The sequence below is a fragment of the Microbacterium sp. Root322 genome (genome assembly GCF_001425645.1).
Lineage (GTDB): Bacteria > Actinomycetota > Actinomycetes > Actinomycetales > Microbacteriaceae > Microbacterium > Microbacterium maritypicum.
Genome location: NZ_LMCS01000002.1, coordinates 573,131 through 592,042, shown reverse-complemented (window position 1 = coordinate 592,042; position 18,912 = coordinate 573,131). Strand labels below are relative to the sequence as shown.

Genomic DNA, 18,912 nt, shown 5'->3' with positions numbered 1-18,912 from the left:
GTCGGGGAAGCCGAAGGGGTTCGGTTTCCCGAAGCACGCGGTCTTCCGCGTACAAACTGGGGATAGCGATCTTGGGGATCATCGTGCGACGCGCGCAGTCACTGCGCCTGAGCGTCTCCCTGCCTGCGCGGCGGGTCTTCCGCCGCGCCCTCGGTCGAGGAGTTCGGCGTCCCTTCACGCCGGACTACTCGCGTTCGGTGTGCCCCCTCGCACTGAACGCCCTCCCCAAGCGGGGCGAGGCATGGGGATGCCTCGCCCCGCTCTCCCTGGCGAACTGACGCGGTTCCCGACCCGTTCCGAGGTCGGCCGACCGGGCGCGACACGCCCGGGTTTGCGGAAGTGAAATCAGCCGTGGCAGAATAGACAGGTTCGATATTCCGTCGCCGCTGTGCGTGCGATGGATCACTGCCAGGGCTGTGCATAGACGGCGCCTCCTCCGGGATGGTGCAGGGTTCTAGGCCGCGGGTAGCAGAACACACCCCGACACCCCTCTTCATGAAGGGTTCTGCCGTGCGCGGCGGAAGGTCGGCATCCGGTCGCTTCGCAGCGTCCGGCTGACAGAAGAACAGTGGTGCAGCAGATCGACTCGTGAGAGCCGTTCTCGTGCCGAGGCGCGAACAGCGCCGACGTGCGTCCAATGCCCCAGGGCCACCCGGTCCCGGATGGTAAGACGCCTAAAGAGAGAGAGCAGACAATGGCGGGACAGAAGATCCGCATTCGCCTGAAGTCGTATGACCACGAGGTCATCGACACGTCCGCACGCAAGATCGTCGACACCGTGACCCGTGCGGGCGCGACCGTCGTCGGACCCGTGCCCCTTCCGACCGAGAAGAACGTCGTGTGCGTCATCCGGTCGCCGCACAAGTACAAGGACAGCCGCGAGCACTTCGAGATGCGCACCCACAAGCGTCTGATCGACATCGTCGACCCGACGCCCAAGGCTGTCGACTCGCTGATGCGCCTCGACCTGCCTGCCGATGTCAACATCGAGATCAAGCTCTGAGGTTCGACATGGCTGACATCAACTCCAAGGTTTCCAAGGGCATGCTGGGCACGAAGCTCGGTATGACCCAGGTGTGGAACGAGAGCGGCAAGCTCGTTCCCGTCACCGTCATCGAGCTCGCACCCAACGTGGTCACCCAGGTCCGCACGCCCGAGAAGGACGGCTACAACGCCGTGCAGATCGCGTACGGCCAGATCGACCCCCGCAAGGTGAACAAGCCGCTCACCGCCCACTTCGAGGCAGCCGGCGTCACGCCGCGTCGTCACGTCACCGAGATCCGCACCGCGGACGCCGGCGACTACACCCTGGGCCAGGAGCTCACGGTCGACGGCACCTTCGAAGCAGGCCAGCTCGTCGACGTCGTCGGCACGAGCAAGGGCAAGGGCTTCGCCGGTGTCATGAAGCGTCACAACTTCAAGGGCGTCTCGGCTTCGCACGGTTCGCACCGCAACCACCGCAAGCCCGGTTCCATCGGCGCATCGTCGACCCCGAGCCGCGTCTTCAAGGGCATGCGCATGGCCGGCCGTATGGGTGGCGAGCGCGTGACCGTCCTCAACCTCACGGTGCACGCCATCGACATCGAGAAGGGACTCATGCTCGTCAAGGGCGCCGTCCCCGGTGCTCGTGGTCGCATCGTCTATGTCCGCAACGCAGTGAAGGGTGCCTGATCATGGCTGACTCCACTCTCGCGCTCGACGTCCTCAAGGCAGACGGCAAGAAGGCAGGCTCGATCGAGCTTCCCGCCGCGCTGTTCGACGCCAAGACGAACATCCCGCTCATCCACCAGGTCGTCGTCGCGCAGCTCGCGGCGGCTCGCCAGGGCACGCACTCGACCAAGCGTCGTGGCGAGGTCTCCGGTGCCGGCCGCAAGCCCTTCAAGCAGAAGGGCACGGGTAACGCCCGTCAGGGTTCCATCCGCGCGCCGCACATGACCGGTGGTGGCATCGTGCACGGCCCCAAGCCGCGCGACTACTCGCAGCGCACCCCCAAGAAGATGATCGCTGCAGCCCTGCTGGGCGCGCTCAGCGACCGCTTCCGCGGTGACCGCATCCACGCCATCGAGTCCTTCGGGATCGACGGCACGCCTTCGACCAAGACCGCGGTGAACTTCCTCACCAACGTCGTCTCGTCGAAGAACGTGCTCGTCGTGATCGAGCGCAACGATGACGTGACGCTGAAGAGCATCCGCAACCTGTCGAACCTGCACGTGCTGACGTTCGACCAGCTCAACGCATACGACGTGCTCGTCTCCGACGACATCGTCTTCACCCAGGCCGCGCTCGAGGGCTTCATCGCCTCCAAGTCCGGCGCCAACCAGGAGGTCTCCGCATGAGCGAGCAGGCATCTGTTCTCCAGACGGCCCTGAACAAGGACCCGCGCGACATCATCCTGAAGCCGGTCGTGTCCGAGAAGAGCTACGGGCTCATCGATGAAGGAAAGTACACCTTCCTCGTCGACCCGCGCGCTTCGAAGACCGAGATCAAGCTCGCCATCGAGAAGATCTTCGGCGTCAAGGTCGCAGGGGTCAACACCCTCAACCGCGTCGGCAAGGCTCGCCGCACCCGCTTCGGCACCGGCAAGCGCAAGGACACCAAGCGCGCCATCGTGACCCTGAAGTCGGGCACCATCGACATCTTCACGGCAATCGGCTGATCCGGGGGATAAGGACAATAATGGCTATTCGCAAGTACAAGCCCACGACCCCGGGCCGTCGCGGCTCGTCGGTGGCTGACTTCGCCGAGATCACTCGATCGACGCCGGAGAAGTCGCTGCTGCGCCCGCTCTCGAAGACCGGTGGTCGCAACAACCAGGGCCGCATCACGACCCGTCACATCGGTGGTGGCCACAAGCGCCAGTACCGCGTCATCGACTTCCGTCGTAACGACAAGGACGGCGTCAACGCCAAGGTCGCTCACATCGAGTACGACCCCAACCGCACCGCGCGCATCGCGCTGCTGCACTACTTCGACGGTGAGAAGCGCTACATCCTCGCTCCGGCGAAGCTGAAGCAGGGCGACATCGTCGAGTCGGGTGCCGGGGCTGACATCAAGCCGGGCAACAACCTCCCGCTGAAGAACATCCCCACGGGTACGGTCATCCACGCGATCGAGCTCCGCCCCGGCGGCGGCGCGAAGATGGCACGTTCGGCCGGTGCATCCGTCCGTCTCGTCGCCAAGGACGGCCCCTACGCCCAGCTGCGTCTGCCCTCGGGCGAGATCCGCAACGTCGATGCGCGCTGCCGCGCGACCATCGGCGAGGTCGGCAACGCCGAGCAGTCGAACATCAACTGGGGTAAGGCCGGCCGCATGCGCTGGAAGGGCGTCCGCCCGACCGTGCGTGGTGTCGCGATGAACCCGGTCGACCACCCGCACGGTGGTGGTGAGGGTAAGACCTCCGGTGGTCGTCACCCCGTTTCCCCGTGGGGCCAGGCTGAGGGTCGTACCCGTCACGCCAACAAGGAAAGCGACAAGTACATCGTGCGTCGTCGTAACGCCGGCAAGAAGCGTAAGTAGGAGTAAGAGAAGATGCCTCGCAGTCTTAAGAAGGGCCCCTTCGTCGACGATCACCTGCTTCGCAAGGTGGTCGTGCAGAACGAAGCCGGCACCAAGAACGTCATCAAGACCTGGTCCCGTCGGTCCATGATCATCCCGGCCATGCTGGGTCACACGATCGCGGTCCACGACGGACGCAAGCACATCCCTGTGTTCGTGTCCGAGACCATGGTCGGTCACAAGCTGGGCGAGTTCGCGCCCACCCGCACCTTCCGCGGCCACGAGAAGGACGACAAGAAGGGGCGGCGCCGCTAATGGTCGAATCGATCGCACGCGTGCGACACATCCGCGTGACCCCTCAGAAGGCTCGTCGTGTCGTCGCGCTCATCAAGGGCAAGCAGGCACAGGAAGCTCTCGCGATCCTGAAGTTCGCGCAGCAGAGCGCCAGCGAGCCGATCTACAAGCTTGTCGCGTCGGCCATGGCCAACGCGCAGGTGAAGGCGGATCGCGACGGCGAGTTCCTCGACGAGAAGGACCTGTACGTGGCCAACGCGTACGTCGACGAGGGCACCACGCTCAAGCGTTTCCAGCCCCGTGCACAGGGTCGCGCTTTCCAGATCAAGAAGCGCACGAGCCACATCACGGTCGTGCTCTCGACGCCTGAGGCAGCTCCGGCCGCCGCGGGCGACAGCAACAAGAAGGCGAGCAAGTAATGGGACAGAAGGTAAACCCGTACGGCTTCCGTCTCGGCATCACGACGGACCACGTCTCGCGTTGGTTCTCTGACTCGACGAAGCCGGGTCAGCGCTACGCCGACTACGTCGCCGAAGACATCAAGATCCGTAACCTGCTCAAGACGCAGCTCGACCGCGCCGGTGTCTCGAACATCGAGATCGAGCGCACCCGTGACCGCGTCCGCGTCGACATCCACACCGCCCGTCCGGGCATCGTGATCGGTCGTCGTGGAGCCGAGGCCGAGCGCATTCGCGGCGACCTCGAGAAGCTCTCGGGCAAGCAGATCCAGCTGAACATCCTCGAGGTCAAGAACCCCGAGGCCGACGCTCAGCTGGTCGCACAGGGCATCGCCGAGCAGCTCTCTGCTCGTGTGGCGTTCCGTCGTGCGATGCGCAAGGGTCTGCAGGGCGCTCAGCGCGCCGGCGCCAAGGGCATCCGCATCCAGGTCTCCGGCCGTCTCGGCGGCGCCGAGATGAGCCGTTCGGAGTTCTACCGCGAAGGCCGTGTGCCGCTGCACACGCTTCGTGCGAACATCGACTACGGCTTCTACGAGGCGAAGACCACCTTCGGCCGCATCGGCGTGAAGGTCTGGATCTACAAGGGCGACCTGACCGCGAAGGAGCTCGCTCGCGAGCAGGCCAACGCACCCAAGGCTCGTCGTGACGACCGTGGTGGCGACCGCCGCCGTGCCCCGCGCAACGAGGCACCTGTCGCAGAAGGAGCGTCGGCATAATGCTCATCCCCCGTAAGGTCAAGTTCCGCAAGCAGCACCACCCGGGTCGCTCGGGTCAGGCCACCGGCGGCACGAAGGTCTCCTTCGGCGAGTACGGTATCCAGGCCCTCACGCCCGCTTACGTGACGAACCGTCAGATCGAGTCCGCTCGTATCGCGATGACCCGTCACATCAAGCGTGGTGGAAAGGTGTGGATCAACATCTACCCCGACCGTCCGCTCACGAAGAAGCCTGCCGAAACCCGCATGGGTTCCGGTAAGGGTTCCCCCGAGTGGTGGGTCGCCAACGTCAAGCCGGGCCGTGTCCTCTTCGAGGTCGCGGGTGTCGACGAGGAGCTCGCACGCGAAGCTCTGACCCGTGCAATTCACAAGCTGCCGCTCAAGGCACGCATCATCAAGCGCGAGGAGGGCGACGCGTAATGGCGATCGGCACCAAGGAGCTCGCCCCGGCAGAGCTCGATACATTCGAAGACCAGCGCCTCGTTGAGGAGCTGCGCAAGGCCAAGGAGGAGCTGTTCAACCTCCGTTTCCAGTCGGCCACCGGCCAGCTGGAGAGCCACGGCCGCATCCGCGCCGTCAAGCGCGACATCGCGCGCCTCTACACCGTGATCCGCGAACGCGAGCTGGGCATCCGTGCGACGCCTGCTCCGGTCGAGGCTCCGGCCAAGAAGGCGACCAAGTCGAAGGCGAAGAAGGCGGACTCCGCCGACGACGCCGTGAAGGAAGAGGCTGAGTGATGGCCACCAAGAAGGAAGCGACTGTGGAGACGCAGGCCGCAGGACACGAGTCGTCCGAGCACGACGTCCGCGACGCCGCTGCCCGCGGTTACCGCAAGGCACGTCGCGGCTACGTCGTCAGCGACAAGATGGACAAGACCATCGTGGTCGAGGTCGAGGACCGCGTGAAGCACCCGCTTTACGGCAAGGTCATCCGCCGCACCTCGAAGGTCAAGGCGCACGATGAGGCGAACTCCGCCGGCATCGGCGACCTGGTCCTGATCAACGAGACCCGCCCGCTGAGCGCCACGAAGCGCTGGCGCCTGGTGGAGATTCTGGAGAAGGCCAAGTGATTCAGCAGGAATCCCGACTCAAGGTCGCCGACAACACCGGCGCCAAGGAGCTGCTCACCATCCGCGTTCTCGGTGGCTCGAAGCGTCGTTACGCGGGCCTCGGCGACACCATCGTCGCGACCGTCAAGGACGCGATCCCCGGTGGCAACGTGAAGAAGGGCGACGTCGTCAAGGCGGTCATCGTCCGCACCAAGAAGGAGGTCCGTCGTCCGGACGGCTCCTACATCAAGTTCGACGAGAACGCCGCAGTGATCCTGAAGAACGACGGGGAGCCCCGCGGCACCCGTATCTTCGGGCCGGTCGGTCGTGAGCTTCGTGACAAGAAGTTCATGAAGATCGTCTCGCTGGCGCCGGAGGTCATCTAATCATGGCGAAGATCAAGAAGGGTGACCTGGTTCAGGTCATCACCGGTGCCACGCAGGAGCGTGGCGGCGACCGCGGCAAGCAGGGCAAGGTCCTCGACGTCCTTGCCGAGAAGAACCGCGTCATCGTCGAAGGCGTGAACTACGTCACCAAGCACACCCGCGTCGGACAGACGCAGCGTGGCACCAAGACCGGAGGCATCGAGACCGTCGAAGCCTCCATCCACATCTCGAACGTCGCACTCGTCGACCCCTCGACCAAGAAGCCGACCAAGGTCGGCCACCGGGTCGAGGAGCAGACGAAGGACGGCGTGAAGCGCACCGTCCGCGTGCGCTACGCGAAGAAGAGCGGTAAGGACCTCTGATGGCAAGCACCGACGCCGCGGTGGCTGGCAAGATCCAGCCCCGCCTGAAGGCGAAGTACAACGCCGAGATCAAGAAGGCGATGCAGGAAGAGTTCGGTTACGCGAACGTCATGCAGATCCCCGGACTGGTCAAGGTCGTCGTGAACACCGGTGTCGGCGAGGCAGCTCGCGACAGCAAGGTGATCGATGGCGCGGTCGAGGATCTCACCAAGATCACCGGCCAGAAGCCGATCGTCACGAAGGCTCGCAAGTCCATCGCGCAGTTCAAGCTGCGTGAGGGTCAGGCCATCGGCGCGCACGTCACCCTCCGTGGTGACCGCGCGTGGGAGTTCGTGGATCGCCTCGTCTCGCTCGCACTGCCCCGTATCCGCGACTTCCGCGGTCTCTCGGCCAAGCAGTTCGACGGCAACGGCAACTACACCTTCGGTCTCCAGGAGCAGAGCGTGTTCCACGAGATCGATCAGGACAAGATCGACCGGGTTCGCGGTTTCGACATCACCGTCGTCACCACCGCGAAGACGGATGACGAGGGTCGGGCACTGCTCCGCCACCTCGGCTTCCCGTTCCGCTCGGAAGACGCACAGGCGTAACAACCTTGACGGGCTCAGTGGTCTCGTGTCACTGAGCCCGTCGATGTGCACGTACAATTGAAAATTGCGTGTCATCGCAGGCCGTCTGTCGTGTAACGGCAGCCGGAACCTCATGAACAAAGGAAATCAACAATGACAATGACAGACCCGGTCGCAGATCTGCTGACCCGTCTGCGCAACGCGAACTCGGCGCACCACGATTCTGTGACCCTGCCGTCGAGCAAGCTCAAGACGCACATCGCTCAGATCCTCCAGCAGGAGGGCTACATCGCCGGTTGGGAGACCTCTGACGCTCGCGTCGGGAAGAACCTCACGCTGACGCTGAAGTACGGCCCGAACCGCGAGCGCTCGATCGCTGGTATCAAGCGCGTCTCGAAGCCCGGCCTCCGCGTCTACGCGAAGTCCACCGAGCTTCCCACGGTCCTCGGCGGACTTGGCGTGGCAATCCTGTCCACTTCCTCCGGTCTTCTCACCGACCGTCAGGCTGAGCAGAAGGGCGTGGGCGGAGAAGTTCTCGCCTACGTGTGGTAATTCGAAATGTCGCGTATCGGACGACTTCCCATCGACGTTCCTGCGGGCGTGACCGTTTCGGTCGACGGCCGTGAGGTCGCGGTGAAGGGCCCCAAGGGTGAACTCACCCTCACGGTGGCCAGCCCCATCGAGGTCGCGGTCGAGGAGAACCAGGTTCTGGTCTCCCGTCCCGACGACGAGCGCGAGTCGCGGTCGCTTCACGGCCTGACCCGCACGCTCATCAACAACAACATCATCGGCGTGACCCAGGGCTACACCAAGGGTCTCGAGGTCGTCGGCACCGGTTACCGCGTGCAGCAGAAGGGCAACTCGGTCGAGTTCGCTCTCGGCTTCTCGCACCCGGTCCTGATCGACCCGCCCGCCGGCATCACGCTCACGGTCGAGGGCACCACCAAGCTCACCGTCAGCGGGATCGACAAGCAGGCTGTCGGTGAGGCAGCTGCGAACATCCGCAAGATCCGCAAGCCCGAGCCGTACAAGGGCAAGGGTGTGCGCTACGCCGGCGAGAACGTGCGTCGCAAGGCCGGAAAGAGTGGTAAGTAACCATGGCTCTCAAGTCAAAGTCTGACGCCCGCGCGCGTCGTCACGCCCGCCTTCGCAAGAAGGTCGTCGGCACCGAGGCGCGTCCGCGTCTCGTCGTCAACCGCTCGGCCCGCCACGTCTTCGTGCAGCTGGTCGACGACAGCAAGGGTCACACCGTGGCGTCGGCATCGACGCTCGAGACCGACCTGCGTTCGCTCGAGGGTGACAAGACCGCCAAGGCCCGCAAGGTCGGCGAGCTCCTCGCCGAGCGTGCGAAGGCTGCCGGCGTTTCCGAGGCAGTGTTCGACCGTGGCGGCAACCGCTACGCCGGTCGTGTCGCCGCCATCGCCGACGGCGCCCGCGAGGGGGGTCTGGCACTGTGAGTGACAACAAGGAGAACGAAGTGACCGAAGCGGCTGCTGCCACTTCCGAGACGGCTGCCGGCACAACGCAGGCTGAGCCGGCTCGCGATTCGCGTGATGGCCGCCGCGGCGGTCGTGACCGCAACCAGGGTGGCGGTCGTGACCGCAACTCGCGTGACCGTGGCGACAACCAGTTCCTGGAGCGCGTCGTCACCATCAACCGCGTCTCGAAGGTCGTGAAGGGTGGTCGTCGCTTCAGCTTCACCGCCCTCGTGGTCGTCGGTGACGGCAACGGTCTGGTCGGTGTCGGTTACGGCAAGGCTCGCGAGGTCCCTCTGGCGATCTCGAAGGGTGTCGAAGAGGCCAAGCGCAACTTCTTCCGCGTGCCGCGCGTCGGCAGCACCATCCCGCACCCCGTGCAGGGTGAGGCCGCCGCTGGTGTGGTCCTGCTCCGTCCGGCCGCTGCCGGTACCGGTGTTATCGCCGGTGGTCCCGTCCGCGCCGTGCTCGAGTGCGCCGGAATCCACGACGTGCTGTCGAAGTCGCTCGGCTCGTCGAACACGATCAACATCGTGCACGCGACGGTCACCGCCCTGAAGCAGCTCGAGGAGCCTCGTGCGGTCGCCGCACGTCGTGGCCTCGAGTTCGACCAGGTCGCCCCTGCGCGTCTCGTGCGCGCCGAGGCCGAGGCCATCGCCGCACAGAAGGTAGGTGCCTGATGGCCGCGCGACTGAAGGTCACGCAGATCAAGTCCAAGGTGAGCGAGAAGCAGAACCAGCGTGACACGCTGCGCAGCCTCGGTCTGAAGCGGATCGGTGACACCACCGTTCGCCCCGACGACGCGCAGACGCGCGGTTACGTCAAGACCGTCGCACACCTCGTCAAGGTTGAGGAGATCGACTAATGGCTGAGAAGAACGAGGCCGTCGAGGCTGAGAAGGCCACGAAGAAGGCTGCAGCTCCCAAGGCTGCTGCCGAGAAGAAGCCGGCTGCGAAGAAGGCTCCGGCCAAGACCGCTGCCGCTGCCGCCAAGGCTGATGGCGCTGCCAAGAAGCCGGCTGCCAAGAAGGCAACGCCTGCGAAGGATGCTCCGGCATCCCGCCCCGGCGTGCTGAAGGTGCACCACCTGCGTCCCGTCCCCGGATCCAACACCGCCAAGACTCGCGTCGGCCGTGGTGAGGGCTCCAAGGGTAAGACCGCTGGTCGTGGAACCAAGGGCACCAAGGCGCGCAACACCGTTCGCGTCGGCTTCGAGGGTGGGCAGATGCCTCTGCACATGCGCACCCCGAAGCTGCGCGGGTTCAAGAACCCGTTCCGCGTGGAGTACCAGGTCGTGAACCTGGAGAAGCTCGCGGAGCTGTACCCGAAGGGTGGCGATGTCACCATCGGCGACCTGGTCGCCAAGGGTGCCGTTCGCAAGAACGAGAAGGTCAAGGTTCTCGGAAACGGCGACATCGCCGTGAAGCTCACCGTTTCGGTCGACAAGGTCTCGGGTTCTGCCGAGCAGAAGATCGTCGCGGCTGGCGGATCCGTCAAGTAACCGCACAGCAAGAGGGGCCGGAGAATCTCCGGCCCCTCTTGTGGTTTCACACTCCGAGACCTCGCTCTGGGGCCGCATCCGGCGGGCCTGGTATCGGTGGCGAATTCCGGGAAGCCCGGTTTGCGTTACCCTGGTCTTTCAGCCGTCCTTCGGGAATCGGCAACCTTTTCAGGAGGAACGTCCTTGTTTAGCGCCATCGCGCGGATCTTCCGCACCCCCGACCTGCGTCGGAAGATCGGTTTCACTCTCGCCATCGTTGCGATCTACCGGCTCGGTTCCAACGTGCCGGCGCCGTTCGTGAACTTCCCGAACGTCGAAGAGTGTCTCGCCGCCAACGCGGGCACAGATGGCCTGCTCGGACTGGTCAACCTCTTCTCCGGCGGCGCGCTGCTGCAGCTGTCGATCTTCGCGCTCGGCGTCATGCCGTACATCACCGCGACGATCATCACGCAGCTCCTGCGCGTGGTCATCCCGCACTTCGAGGCGCTGCACAAGGAAGGACAGGCCGGCCAGGCCCGTCTGACCCAGTACACGCGTTACCTCACCATCGCCCTCGCGCTGCTCCAGTCGACGACTCTCGTCACGGTCGCGCGCAGCGGTCAGCTCTTCGGCACGACCGATCTCGCGGCCTGCCAGCAGCTCCTGACGAACGACGTGTGGTGGGCACAGCTGCTCATCATCATGGCGATGACGGCCGGTACCGGTCTGATCATGTGGTTCGCCGAGCTCGTCACCGAGCGCGGCATCGGCAACGGCATGTCGCTGCTCATCTTCACCTCGATCGCCGCGACGTTCCCCGGCGCGATGTGGACGATCTGGGAGAGCAAGGGCTTCGAGGTCTTCCTGCTCGTTCTGCTGGTCGGAATCATCGTGATGGGGCTCGTCGTGTTCGTCGAGCAGTCCCAGCGACGCATCCCGGTGCAGTACGCCAAGCGCATGGTCGGTCGGCGCACCTACGGGGGCACGAACACCTACATCCCGATCAAGGTGAACATGGCGGGTGTGATCCCCGTGATCTTCGCCTCGTCGTTGCTGTACATCCCGGCACTCATCGCGCAGTTCAACACCCCGCAGGACGGATCGACTCCGGCTGCCTGGGTGACCTGGATCACGACGAACTTCACCACGGGCAACAGCCCGGTCTACATGGCCGCGTACTTCCTGCTGATCATCGGGTTCACGTACTTCTACGTGGCGATCACGTTCAACCCGGTAGAGGTCGCGGACAACATGAAGAAGTACGGCGGGTTCATCCCCGGCATCCGTGCGGGCCGCCCGACGGCCGAGTACCTCGACTACGTGCTCACCCGCATCACGCTTCCGGGCTCGCTGTACCTCGGTCTGATCGCGCTCATCCCGCTCATCGCTCTGGCCACCGTCGGCGCCAACCAGAACTTCCCGTTCGGTGGTGCGTCGATCCTCATCATCGTCGGTGTGGGTCTCGAGACGGTCAAGCAGATCGACGCGCAGCTGCAGCAGCGACACTACGAAGGGCTCCTCCGATGACAGCATCCGCACGTCTTCTCATCGTCGGCCCGCAGGGCTCCGGCAAGGGCACGCAGGGCGTGCGCATCGCCGAGTCCTACGGCATCCCGGTCGTCTCGACCGGCGACATCTTCCGCGCGAACATCAAGGAGGGAACGCCCCTCGGCCAGCAGGTCACGGCGATCCTCGACAAGGGTGACCTCGTCCCGGATGAGCTGACCAGCGAGATCGTGCGCGACCGCCTGTCGCAGGAAGATGCCGCTCACGGGTTCCTCCTCGACGGCTACCCGCGCAACACCGCGCAGGTCGCCCACCTCGAGTCGTTCCTCGCCGAGCGGGGGCAGGCGCTCGACGCCGTCATCCTCCTCGACGTGCCGCGTGAGGAGAGCCTGCAGCGTCTGACGCTCCGTGCGACCGAGCAGGGCCGCTCCGACGACACCCCGGAGGCCATCGGTCACCGTCTCGACATCTACGAGCGCGAGACCGCCCCGATCCTCGAGGTCTACGGCGCCAAGGGCATCGTCGACCGCATCGACGGTGTGGGTTCGCTCGACGAGATCACCGAGCGCATCGGCGAGGCGCTGACGGCGCGCGGCCTGCGTCTCGCGGCCTCCGCCTCCTGAGATGTTCCGCCGGTCGATCTACAAGACCCCGGCTCAGCTGCGAGCCATGGTCGAGCCCGGGCTCATCACGGCCGCGGCACTGGATGCCGTCCGCCCGCTGATCAAGGCCGGCGTCACCACGCTCGAGCTCGACACGGTGGCGAATCGCACGATCCTCGCCCGTGGCGCTGAGTCGAACTTCCAGCTGGTGCGCGGCTACCACCACACCACCTGCATCTCGGTGAACGAGCAGGTCGTCCACGGCATCCCGGGGGAGCGGGTGCTGCAGCCCGGCGACATCGTGTCGGTCGACTGCGGTGCGCAGTTCCGCGGCTGGAACGGCGACAGCGCGATCACCGTGGTCGTGCCCGACCCGGAGCGGCCTGAGCTGGTCGCACGCCGTGAAGAGCTCTCCCGCGTCACGGAAGGCTCCCTGTGGGCGGGAATCGCGGCCATGGCGTCCGTATCGTCGATCGACGAGATCGGTGCGGCCATCCAGGACTACATCGAGGCACAGGGGCCGTCCGCGGTCTCCGGCGAGCCCTACGGGATCCTGCGCGAGTACGTCGGTCACGGCATCGGTCGCAAGATGCATGAGGCCCCCAGCGTCTTCAACTACCGCACCCCCGACCGCGGCGAAGACGTGAAGCCCGGACTCGTGCTCGCCATCGAGCCGATGGTCACCGCCGGCGGGGATGCGACCTTCATCGAAGAGGACGACTGGACCGTCACGACGGTGGACGGCACGGACGGCTCCCATTGGGAACATAGCGTCGCCCTGCATGATGGGGGTATCTGGGTGCTGACTGCGCCCGATGGTGGAAGAGCCGGACTCGCCCCGTTCGGGGTCGAGCCTCGAGAGATCGGAAAGTAATGGCAGCGGCGAAGAGCAACACCAACTGGTTCGCGATCGGCGTCTCGATCGCCGTCGTCGTGGTGCTGGTGGCGATCGGTGGACTCGTGGTGTTCCTCAACAACCAGGCCACGTCGCCTGGCGTGACGCCCACCGCGAACGACACCTTCGACCCGGAGACCGGCGCGATCTCGTTCGGCGACGGGGAAGACACCATCGCCGTGTTCGTCGACTTCCAGTGCCCCGTGTGCAAGACCTTCGAGGACCAGTTCGGCCCCCAGCTCGAGGCCGCGGCCGCCGATGGCCGCATCACCCTCGAGTACCACCCCATCGCGATCCTCGACCGCTTCTCGCAGGGAACGGAATTCTCCTCGCGCTCGGCCGGTGCCGCGTTCTGCGTCGCCGAGTCGAACCCCGAGCTGTACCTCGACTTCGCCAAGACGCTGTTCGAGAACCAGCCCGCGGAGAACTCCTCCGGTCTGACCAACGACCAGCTCGCCGGCTTCGCGACCCAGGTGGGTGCGGATGACGCGGTCTCCTGCATCACCGACGAGACGTACCGCAAGTTCGGTGCCGCGCAGGCGAAGTCCCACGAGATCGCCGGTACGCCGACGGTGGACATCAACGGCACGCGCCTCAACCTGCAGGACCAGGCCGACCTGAAGAAGTTCACCGACCTGATCAGCTGAGCCGGCGGCTTCCCGCCTCTGGCGGTCAAGTTGCCGGATGGCTCCGGAGCGTCTAACATAGATCTTTGGTGCTTTGTGCCTTGTTTCGGCGTGTCCGGCGGTGCAGCACCACAAACCAACCACCCACCGCAGATCGACCGATCTGCAGAAGCGTCAGCGAGGCTATGGCTAAGAAAGACGGTGTCATCGAGATCGAGGGCGTGATCTCCGAGGCTCTGCCCAACGCGATGTTCCGCGTTGAGCTCAGCAACGGGCACAAGGTCCTTGCAACGATCTCCGGCAAGATGCGGCAGAACTACATCCGTATCATCCCCGAGGACCGTGTGGTCGTGGAGCTCAGCCCCTACGACCTGACCCGCGGCCGTATCGTCTACCGCTACCGCTGATCGGTCGAGAAGTAACGGCCTGCCCCTGTCCGGGGCGGTACGAAGACAGCGAACAGGAAACATCATGAAGGTCAACCCCAGCGTCAAGCCCATCTGCGATCACTGCAAGGTGATCCGCCGTCACGGCCGCGTCATGGTGATCTGCAAGAGCAACCCGCGTCACAAGCAGCGCCAGGGCTGAGTCCCCGGCGGGCCCGCCGATCCGTTCGACGGGCCCGAGCTGCGCGGCATCGCTCACGCACATCTCACAACTGAAAACACACAACGGCAGGATCAGAACCCGCGCAAGCGGGGGACACCTCGGGCGGAGGCCCGGGCACCGATCCTGTTCCATACCTCCACAACACCCAGGAGAACCGCATGGCACGTCTTGCCGGCGTTGACATCCCGCGCGACAAGCGCGTGGTGATCGCCCTTACCTACATCTACGGCGTCGGCCGTACCCGCTCGGTCGAGATCCTCAAGGCGACGGAGATCGACGAGAGCATCCGCGTGAAGGACCTCAGCGACGACCAGCTGATCGCCCTCCGCGACCACATCGAAGGCAACTACAAGGTGGAGGGTGACCTGCGCCGCGAGGTTGCAGCAGACATCCGCCGCAAGGTCGAGATCGGCTCCTACGAGGGCATCCGCCACCGTCGTGGTCTCCCGGTCCGTGGTCAGCGCACCAAGACCAACGCCCGTACCCGCAAGGGCCCGAAGCGCACCGTCGCAGGCAAGAAGAAGGCCCGCTAAGCGCGGCCTCAGGGACTAGGAGAACACTTTCATGGCTGCACCCAAGGCCGCCGCGCGCAAGCCGCGCCGCAAGGAAAAGAAGAACATCGCGCTGGGCCAGGCCCACATCAAGTCGACGTTCAACAACACCATCGTCTCGATCACCGACCCGTCCGGCGCCGTCATCGCCTGGGCTTCGTCGGGTGGCGTGGGCTTCAAGGGCTCCCGCAAGTCGACCCCGTACGCCGCCGGCATGGCTGCCGAGTCGGCAGCCCGCCAGGCTGCGGAGCACGGCGTCAAGAAGGTCGACGTCCTCGTGAAGGGTCCGGGCTCCGGCCGCGAGACCGCGATCCGCTCGCTGCAGGCCGCCGGCCTCGAGGTGGGTTCGATCCAGGACGTCACCCCGCAGGCGCACAACGGCTGCCGTCCGCCGAAGCGTCGCCGCGTCTGATTCGCGTGTCGAGCCGCTCGGTCCCTCCGTGGTCCGAGCGGCTCGACGCCCGCGTGCGGGCATCGACTTCCACAACTCAAGACCTCACCCCACCACATGTCATATAGCGGGCATGTGATCGAAAGGAACACAGAGTGCTTATTGCACAGCGTCCCACACTGACCGAGGAAAAGATCGTCGAGAACCGTAGCCGGTTCATCATCGAGCCTCTGGAGCCTGGCTTCGGTTACACGATCGGCAACGCGCTGCGCCGCAGCCTGCTGTCGTCGATCCCCGGTGCTGCTGTCACCAGCGTTCGCATCGACGGCGTGCTGCACGAGTTCAGCACCATCCCCGGCGTGAAGGAGGATGTCACCGAGATCATCCTCAACATCAAGCAGCTCGTCGTCTCGTCGGAGCGCGATGAGCCCATCACCGCGTACCTGCGCAAGACCGGTTCGGGCGAAGTCACCGCCGCTGACATCTCGGCTCCGGCCGGTGTCGAGATCCAGAACCCCGAGCTCGTCATCGCGACCCTCAACGAGACCGCGAAGTTCGAGCTCGAGCTCACGATCGAGCGTGGCCGTGGCTACGTCTCGGCGACGCAGAACCGCAACGAGTACGCCGAGGCCGGTCAGATTCCGATCGACTCGATCTACTCGCCGGTCCTCAAGGTCAGCTACCGCGTCGACGCGACCCGTGCCGGGGAGCGCACCGACTTCGACAAGCTCGTCCTCGACGTCGAGACCAAGTCGGCGATCAGCCCCCGCGACGCCGTCGCTTCGGCTGCCAAGACGCTCACCGAGCTGTTCGGTCTCGCCCGCGAGCTGAACGTCGAGGCCGAGGGCATCGAGATCGGCCCGGCGCCGGTGGAGGCAGTGAACTCCAGCGAGCTGTCGATGCCGATCGAGGACCTCGACCTGTCGGTCCGCTCGTACAACTGCCTGAAGCGTGAGGGCATCAACACCGTTTCTGAGCTCGTCGCCCTGTCGGAGACGCAGCTCATGAACATCCGCAATTTCGGCCAGAAGTCGGTCGACGAGGTGCGCGACAAGCTCATCTCGCTCGGTCTGTCGCTCAAGGATTCGGTGCCCGGTTTCGACGGCGCCCACTTCTACGGCGGCAGCGAAGACGAGTCCTTCTGATACCCGACCTTTCTGACCAGGAGCTAGACGATTATGCCCAAGCCCACTAAGGGTCCCCGCCTCGGAGGCGGCCCCGCACACGAGCGCCTGATGCTTGCCAACCTCGCGGCGGCGCTCTACACCCACAAGTCGATCAAGACGACCGAGACCAAGGCCAAGCGCCTTCGCCCGCTCGCCGAGCGTCTGATCACCTTCGCCAAGCGTGGCGACCTGCACGCGCGTCGTCGCGTGCTGTCGGTCATCGGTGACAAGGAAGTCGTGCACGTCCTGTTCTCCGAGATCGCGCCGCTCGTCGCTGACCGTGAGGGTGGCTACACCCGCATCACGAAGGTCGGCAACCGCAAGGGCGACAACGCTCCGATGGCCGTGATCGAGCTCGTTCTCGAGCCCGTCACCCCGAAGGCGAAGTCGGCCAAGAAGGCTGCTGCCGCTCCCAAGGCTGAGAAGCCGGCTGAGGTCGTCGAGGAGGCTCCCGCCGAGGAGACCGTCGACGCCGGCGCCGAGTCGCAGGCCGAGGGCGAAGCAGCCGAGGCTGCCGCCGAGGACGCTGTCGAGAAGAAGTCCGAGTAAGCACTTCACTCACGAAGAAGCCCGCCACCCCGTAAGGGATGGCGGGCTTCTTCGTGTATCCGGCGGTGTTCTCAGCGAGCGCGAAGGTCTTTGCGCAGGATCTTCCCCGAGCTCGACTTCGGGATCACGTCGATGAACTCCACCTGCCGCACCTTCTCGTGCGGCGCGACGTGCGAGGTGACGTGCGCCATGACCGCGTCGGCGTCGAGGTCGGCATCCGGCTGTCGCACGACGAAGGCCTTGGGCACCTCCTGCCCATCGTCATCGAACGCGCCGATCACCGCGGCGTCCGCGATGGCGGGGTGCTCGAGCAGCACCGCCTCCAGCACGGCCGGCGCGACCTGATAGCCCTTGTACTTGATGAGTTCCTTGAGCCGGTCGACGATCCGGTAGATGCCGTCGTGGGTGACCGTGGCGACATCCCCGGTGTGCAGCCAGCCGTCGGCGTCGAGCATCTCGGCCGTGGCGTCCGGGCGGTTGAGGTAGCCGACCATCACCTGCGGTCCGCGCACCCACAGCTCGCCGGGCTCACTCGCACCCTCTGCCGGCACCGCCACGTCTTCACCCGAGTCGGGGTCGACGAGTCGCGCCTCGGTGTTCGGTACGAGCGGGCCGATGGTCGAGCGGTCGATCTCGGTGCGCGCCTCGGAGATGAGGTTCACGGCGGGGCTGGTCTCGGTCATGCCGTAGCCCTGGGTGACGATGCAGCCCAGGCGGTTCGCGACGGCGGATGCCAGCGTGCCGTCGAGAGGGGCGGCGCCGGAGAAGATGACCTTCACCGCCGAGAGGTCGTACTGGTCGACGATCGGGTGCTTCGCGAGGGCGACGGCGATCGGGGGAGCGACGAACACCCAGCTCGTGCGGTGCTCGGCGATGATGCGCAGGAACTCGGGGAGGTCGAACCTCGGCATCGTCACGAGCCCGGCCCGCTGGCGCAGCGCGAAGTTCAGCAACACCGTCATGCCGTAGATGTGGAAGAAGGGCAGCACGGCCAGCACGCGGTCGCTCGCATCGACGCCGAGCACCGGCTGGCACTGGGACACGTTGGCGACCAGGTTCCGGTGGGTGAGCATTACGCCCTTGGGGCGTCCGGTCGTTCCCGAGGAATAGGGGAGGACGGCCAGATGCGTCGACGGGTCGAACGACACGTCCGGTGCCTGGCGCCCCTCACCGAGAAGCTCCGGGAGGGAGGGGTGGCCTTCGGCACCGTCAAGCACGATGACGTGGTCGGCATCGAATCCGAGCTTCTCGGCGGCGGCCTGCGCACCGGGAAGCAAGGGCGACACGGTCACGAGCCAGGTCGCGCCCGCATCGGTGAGCTGGTTCGCGATCTCGTCTGCCGTGTAGAGCGAGTTGATGGTGGTGGCCGTGGCGCCCGCGCGAAGGATGCCGTGGAACACGGTGGCGAACGCGGGGACGTTCGGGCAGAGCACACCGACCGTGGTGCCCACTCCGACACCGCGCGCCGCGAGGGCACCGGCGAACAGATCGATCTGCCCGACGAGCTGCCGGTAGGTGGTGGTCGCCCCGCCCATCCCGTCGACGAGGGCTACGGTGTCGAGCTCGGCTTCGGAGAGGTCGCCGAACAGGAAGTCGTGGATGGAGACCTCGGGGATCTCCACATCGGGATAGGTACTGCGAACCATGCGATCTCCTTCGATCCGGGCAGGCTGACGTCGATGTCGAATGCGATCCAGTGTCGCACAGAATGGCACTGCGTCCCAGGGCTGTGTGCA

The 18,912-nt window shown here is 65.4% G+C and carries 31 protein-coding genes; 30 read left to right on the top strand and 1 reads right to left on the bottom strand.

The genetic code is table 11. From position 1 onward, the window contains the following. Positions 1-694: 694 nt before the first annotated feature. From rpsJ to rplQ, 30 genes are all read left to right on the top strand, one after another. Positions 695-1,003, top strand: a complete 309-nt coding sequence (rpsJ, locus tag ASC55_RS07695; RefSeq protein WP_017201594.1) for a 30S ribosomal protein S10 — start codon at positions 695-697, stop codon at positions 1,001-1,003. Positions 1,004-1,011: 8 nt separating this feature from the next. Then, on the top strand, positions 1,012-1,671 hold the full coding sequence (gene rplC, locus ASC55_RS07690; protein ID WP_055865588.1) for a 50S ribosomal protein L3: 660 nt from the start codon (positions 1,012-1,014) through the stop codon (positions 1,669-1,671). A gap of 2 nt (positions 1,672-1,673) precedes the next feature. Then, on the top strand, positions 1,674-2,336 hold the full coding sequence (rplD, locus tag ASC55_RS07685) for a 50S ribosomal protein L4 (RefSeq protein WP_021201122.1): 663 nt from the start codon (positions 1,674-1,676) through the stop codon (positions 2,334-2,336). Then, the gene (rplW, locus tag ASC55_RS07680; protein ID WP_017829206.1) at positions 2,333-2,656 is read left to right on the top strand and encodes a 50S ribosomal protein L23; all 324 of its coding nucleotides are present in this window, start codon (positions 2,333-2,335) and stop codon (positions 2,654-2,656) included. The genes rplD and rplW overlap by 4 nt, the downstream gene beginning before the upstream one ends. 20 nt (positions 2,657-2,676) lie before the next feature. Continuing rightward, complete coding sequence (rplB, locus tag ASC55_RS07675) at positions 2,677-3,516, top strand: 50S ribosomal protein L2 (RefSeq protein ID WP_017201590.1); 840 nt, start codon at positions 2,677-2,679, stop codon at positions 3,514-3,516. A gap of 12 nt (positions 3,517-3,528) precedes the next feature. Then, positions 3,529-3,810 (top strand): 30S ribosomal protein S19, encoded by a 282-nt coding sequence (rpsS, locus tag ASC55_RS07670; protein ID WP_017829205.1) that lies wholly within the window; start codon positions 3,529-3,531, stop codon positions 3,808-3,810. Continuing rightward, entirely contained in the window at positions 3,810-4,208 is a 399-nt protein-coding gene (gene rplV / locus ASC55_RS07665; RefSeq protein WP_017829204.1) for a 50S ribosomal protein L22, read from the top strand. Before rpsS ends, rplV begins: the two co-directional genes overlap by 1 nt. Further along, positions 4,208-4,963, top strand: a complete 756-nt coding sequence (gene rpsC / locus ASC55_RS07660) for a 30S ribosomal protein S3 (protein ID WP_017201587.1) — start codon at positions 4,208-4,210, stop codon at positions 4,961-4,963. Before rplV ends, rpsC begins: the two co-directional genes overlap by 1 nt. Continuing rightward, positions 4,963-5,382 carry a 50S ribosomal protein L16 gene (gene rplP / locus ASC55_RS07655; protein WP_017829203.1) on the top strand — a complete coding sequence of 140 codons (420 nt, stop codon included), beginning with the start codon at positions 4,963-4,965 and terminating at the stop codon, positions 5,380-5,382. The genes rpsC and rplP overlap by 1 nt, the downstream gene beginning before the upstream one ends. Further along, a complete protein-coding gene (gene rpmC, locus ASC55_RS17710; RefSeq protein WP_017829202.1) occupies positions 5,382-5,699 on the top strand; it encodes a 50S ribosomal protein L29 in 318 nt (105 codons plus the stop codon). Before rplP ends, rpmC begins: the two co-directional genes overlap by 1 nt. Continuing rightward, entirely contained in the window at positions 5,699-6,031 is a 333-nt protein-coding gene (gene rpsQ, locus ASC55_RS17770) for a 30S ribosomal protein S17 (RefSeq protein ID WP_017829201.1), read from the top strand. The genes rpmC and rpsQ overlap by 1 nt, the downstream gene beginning before the upstream one ends. Further along, the gene (rplN, locus tag ASC55_RS07640; protein ID WP_017201583.1) at positions 6,028-6,396 is read left to right on the top strand and encodes a 50S ribosomal protein L14; all 369 of its coding nucleotides are present in this window, start codon (positions 6,028-6,030) and stop codon (positions 6,394-6,396) included. Before rpsQ ends, rplN begins: the two co-directional genes overlap by 4 nt. 2 nt (positions 6,397-6,398) lie before the next feature. Beyond that, positions 6,399-6,758, top strand: coding sequence for a 50S ribosomal protein L24 (rplX, locus tag ASC55_RS07635; RefSeq protein ID WP_017829200.1), 360 nt, complete (start codon positions 6,399-6,401; stop codon positions 6,756-6,758). Then, positions 6,758-7,348, top strand: a complete 591-nt coding sequence (rplE, locus tag ASC55_RS07630) for a 50S ribosomal protein L5 (protein ID WP_017829199.1) — start codon at positions 6,758-6,760, stop codon at positions 7,346-7,348. Before rplX ends, rplE begins: the two co-directional genes overlap by 1 nt. A 132-nt stretch (positions 7,349-7,480) precedes the next feature. Beyond that, complete coding sequence (rpsH, locus tag ASC55_RS07625) at positions 7,481-7,879, top strand: 30S ribosomal protein S8 (RefSeq protein ID WP_017829198.1); 399 nt, start codon at positions 7,481-7,483, stop codon at positions 7,877-7,879. A gap of 6 nt (positions 7,880-7,885) precedes the next feature. After that, a complete protein-coding gene (rplF, locus tag ASC55_RS07620) occupies positions 7,886-8,422 on the top strand; it encodes a 50S ribosomal protein L6 (RefSeq protein ID WP_055865585.1) in 537 nt (178 codons plus the stop codon). A gap of 2 nt (positions 8,423-8,424) precedes the next feature. Further along, positions 8,425-8,784, top strand: coding sequence for a 50S ribosomal protein L18 (rplR, locus tag ASC55_RS07615; RefSeq protein WP_017201578.1), 360 nt, complete (start codon positions 8,425-8,427; stop codon positions 8,782-8,784). A 20-nt stretch (positions 8,785-8,804) separates the two neighbouring features. After that, complete coding sequence (gene rpsE / locus ASC55_RS07610) at positions 8,805-9,482, top strand: 30S ribosomal protein S5 (protein WP_017829196.1); 678 nt, start codon at positions 8,805-8,807, stop codon at positions 9,480-9,482. Beyond that, on the top strand, positions 9,482-9,667 hold the full coding sequence (gene rpmD, locus ASC55_RS07605; protein WP_017201575.1) for a 50S ribosomal protein L30: 186 nt from the start codon (positions 9,482-9,484) through the stop codon (positions 9,665-9,667). The genes rpsE and rpmD overlap by 1 nt, the downstream gene beginning before the upstream one ends. Further along, entirely contained in the window at positions 9,667-10,302 is a 636-nt protein-coding gene (rplO, locus tag ASC55_RS07600) for a 50S ribosomal protein L15 (RefSeq protein WP_017829195.1), read from the top strand. Before rpmD ends, rplO begins: the two co-directional genes overlap by 1 nt. A gap of 183 nt (positions 10,303-10,485) precedes the next feature. Further along, complete coding sequence (secY, locus tag ASC55_RS07595; protein ID WP_017829194.1) at positions 10,486-11,808, top strand: preprotein translocase subunit SecY; 1,323 nt, start codon at positions 10,486-10,488, stop codon at positions 11,806-11,808. Further along, positions 11,805-12,410 (top strand): adenylate kinase, encoded by a 606-nt coding sequence (locus ASC55_RS07590; protein ID WP_055865582.1) that lies wholly within the window; start codon positions 11,805-11,807, stop codon positions 12,408-12,410. The genes secY and ASC55_RS07590 overlap by 4 nt, the downstream gene beginning before the upstream one ends. Before the next feature lies 1 nt (position 12,411). Then, entirely contained in the window at positions 12,412-13,263 is an 852-nt protein-coding gene (map, locus tag ASC55_RS07585; RefSeq protein ID WP_055865579.1) for a type I methionyl aminopeptidase, read from the top strand. Further along, positions 13,263-13,931, top strand: a complete 669-nt coding sequence (locus tag ASC55_RS07580) for a DsbA family protein (protein ID WP_055874151.1) — start codon at positions 13,263-13,265, stop codon at positions 13,929-13,931. Before map ends, ASC55_RS07580 begins: the two co-directional genes overlap by 1 nt. A gap of 164 nt (positions 13,932-14,095) precedes the next feature. Next, on the top strand, positions 14,096-14,317 hold the full coding sequence (infA, locus tag ASC55_RS07575; protein ID WP_017201569.1) for a translation initiation factor IF-1: 222 nt from the start codon (positions 14,096-14,098) through the stop codon (positions 14,315-14,317). Positions 14,318-14,381: 64 nt separating this feature from the next. Beyond that, a complete protein-coding gene (gene rpmJ / locus ASC55_RS07570) occupies positions 14,382-14,498 on the top strand; it encodes a 50S ribosomal protein L36 (RefSeq protein ID WP_005050492.1) in 117 nt (38 codons plus the stop codon). Between the two features lie 179 nt (positions 14,499-14,677). Continuing rightward, entirely contained in the window at positions 14,678-15,052 is a 375-nt protein-coding gene (rpsM, locus tag ASC55_RS07565) for a 30S ribosomal protein S13 (RefSeq protein WP_017829190.1), read from the top strand. A 31-nt stretch (positions 15,053-15,083) separates the two neighbouring features. After that, positions 15,084-15,482 carry a 30S ribosomal protein S11 gene (rpsK, locus tag ASC55_RS07560; RefSeq protein ID WP_017829189.1) on the top strand — a complete coding sequence of 133 codons (399 nt, stop codon included), beginning with the start codon at positions 15,084-15,086 and terminating at the stop codon, positions 15,480-15,482. A gap of 134 nt (positions 15,483-15,616) precedes the next feature. Next, on the top strand, positions 15,617-16,606 hold the full coding sequence (locus ASC55_RS07555) for a DNA-directed RNA polymerase subunit alpha (protein ID WP_017829188.1): 990 nt from the start codon (positions 15,617-15,619) through the stop codon (positions 16,604-16,606). A gap of 33 nt (positions 16,607-16,639) precedes the next feature. After that, positions 16,640-17,176, top strand: a complete 537-nt coding sequence (gene rplQ / locus ASC55_RS07550; RefSeq protein ID WP_055874148.1) for a 50S ribosomal protein L17 — start codon at positions 16,640-16,642, stop codon at positions 17,174-17,176. A 71-nt stretch (positions 17,177-17,247) separates the two neighbouring features. On the opposite strand, the gene ASC55_RS07545 is transcribed toward rplQ, so the two are convergent. Beyond that, positions 17,248-18,822 (bottom strand): AMP-binding protein, encoded by a 1,575-nt coding sequence (locus tag ASC55_RS07545; protein ID WP_055874145.1) that lies wholly within the window; start codon positions 18,820-18,822, stop codon positions 17,248-17,250. Between the last annotated feature and the right edge of the window lie 90 nt (positions 18,823-18,912).

Coding starts and splice junctions, on each gene's coding strand:
- rplB (WP_017201590.1), top strand. CDS start 2,677: ATGGCTATTCGCAAGTACAAGCCCACGACCCCGGGCCGTCGCGGCTCG.
- ASC55_RS07590 (WP_055865582.1), top strand. CDS start 11,805: ATGACAGCATCCGCACGTCTTCTCATCGTCGGCCCGCAGGGCTCCGGC.
- rplF (WP_055865585.1), top strand. CDS start 7,886: ATGTCGCGTATCGGACGACTTCCCATCGACGTTCCTGCGGGCGTGACC.
- map (WP_055865579.1), top strand. CDS start 12,412: ATGTTCCGCCGGTCGATCTACAAGACCCCGGCTCAGCTGCGAGCCATG.
- rplE (WP_017829199.1), top strand. CDS start 6,758: ATGGCAAGCACCGACGCCGCGGTGGCTGGCAAGATCCAGCCCCGCCTG.
- rpsC (WP_017201587.1), top strand. CDS start 4,208: ATGGGACAGAAGGTAAACCCGTACGGCTTCCGTCTCGGCATCACGACG.
- infA (WP_017201569.1), top strand. CDS start 14,096: ATGGCTAAGAAAGACGGTGTCATCGAGATCGAGGGCGTGATCTCCGAG.
- rplW (WP_017829206.1), top strand. CDS start 2,333: ATGAGCGAGCAGGCATCTGTTCTCCAGACGGCCCTGAACAAGGACCCG.
- rplO (WP_017829195.1), top strand. CDS start 9,667: ATGGCTGAGAAGAACGAGGCCGTCGAGGCTGAGAAGGCCACGAAGAAG.
- rpsQ (WP_017829201.1), top strand. CDS start 5,699: ATGGCCACCAAGAAGGAAGCGACTGTGGAGACGCAGGCCGCAGGACAC.
- rplP (WP_017829203.1), top strand. CDS start 4,963: ATGCTCATCCCCCGTAAGGTCAAGTTCCGCAAGCAGCACCACCCGGGT.
- rpsJ (WP_017201594.1), top strand. CDS start 695: ATGGCGGGACAGAAGATCCGCATTCGCCTGAAGTCGTATGACCACGAG.
- rpsK (WP_017829189.1), top strand. CDS start 15,084: ATGGCTGCACCCAAGGCCGCCGCGCGCAAGCCGCGCCGCAAGGAAAAG.
- ASC55_RS07545 (WP_055874145.1), bottom strand. CDS start 18,822: ATGGTTCGCAGTACCTATCCCGATGTGGAGATCCCCGAGGTCTCCATC.
- ASC55_RS07580 (WP_055874151.1), top strand. CDS start 13,263: ATGGCAGCGGCGAAGAGCAACACCAACTGGTTCGCGATCGGCGTCTCG.
- rplC (WP_055865588.1), top strand. CDS start 1,012: ATGGCTGACATCAACTCCAAGGTTTCCAAGGGCATGCTGGGCACGAAG.
- rplR (WP_017201578.1), top strand. CDS start 8,425: ATGGCTCTCAAGTCAAAGTCTGACGCCCGCGCGCGTCGTCACGCCCGC.
- rpmJ (WP_005050492.1), top strand. CDS start 14,382: ATGAAGGTCAACCCCAGCGTCAAGCCCATCTGCGATCACTGCAAGGTG.
- rplD (WP_021201122.1), top strand. CDS start 1,674: ATGGCTGACTCCACTCTCGCGCTCGACGTCCTCAAGGCAGACGGCAAG.
- rpsM (WP_017829190.1), top strand. CDS start 14,678: ATGGCACGTCTTGCCGGCGTTGACATCCCGCGCGACAAGCGCGTGGTG.
- rpmC (WP_017829202.1), top strand. CDS start 5,382: ATGGCGATCGGCACCAAGGAGCTCGCCCCGGCAGAGCTCGATACATTC.
- rplQ (WP_055874148.1), top strand. CDS start 16,640: ATGCCCAAGCCCACTAAGGGTCCCCGCCTCGGAGGCGGCCCCGCACAC.
- rplV (WP_017829204.1), top strand. CDS start 3,810: ATGGTCGAATCGATCGCACGCGTGCGACACATCCGCGTGACCCCTCAG.
- rpsH (WP_017829198.1), top strand. CDS start 7,481: ATGACAATGACAGACCCGGTCGCAGATCTGCTGACCCGTCTGCGCAAC.
- rplX (WP_017829200.1), top strand. CDS start 6,399: ATGGCGAAGATCAAGAAGGGTGACCTGGTTCAGGTCATCACCGGTGCC.
- rpsS (WP_017829205.1), top strand. CDS start 3,529: ATGCCTCGCAGTCTTAAGAAGGGCCCCTTCGTCGACGATCACCTGCTT.
- rpmD (WP_017201575.1), top strand. CDS start 9,482: ATGGCCGCGCGACTGAAGGTCACGCAGATCAAGTCCAAGGTGAGCGAG.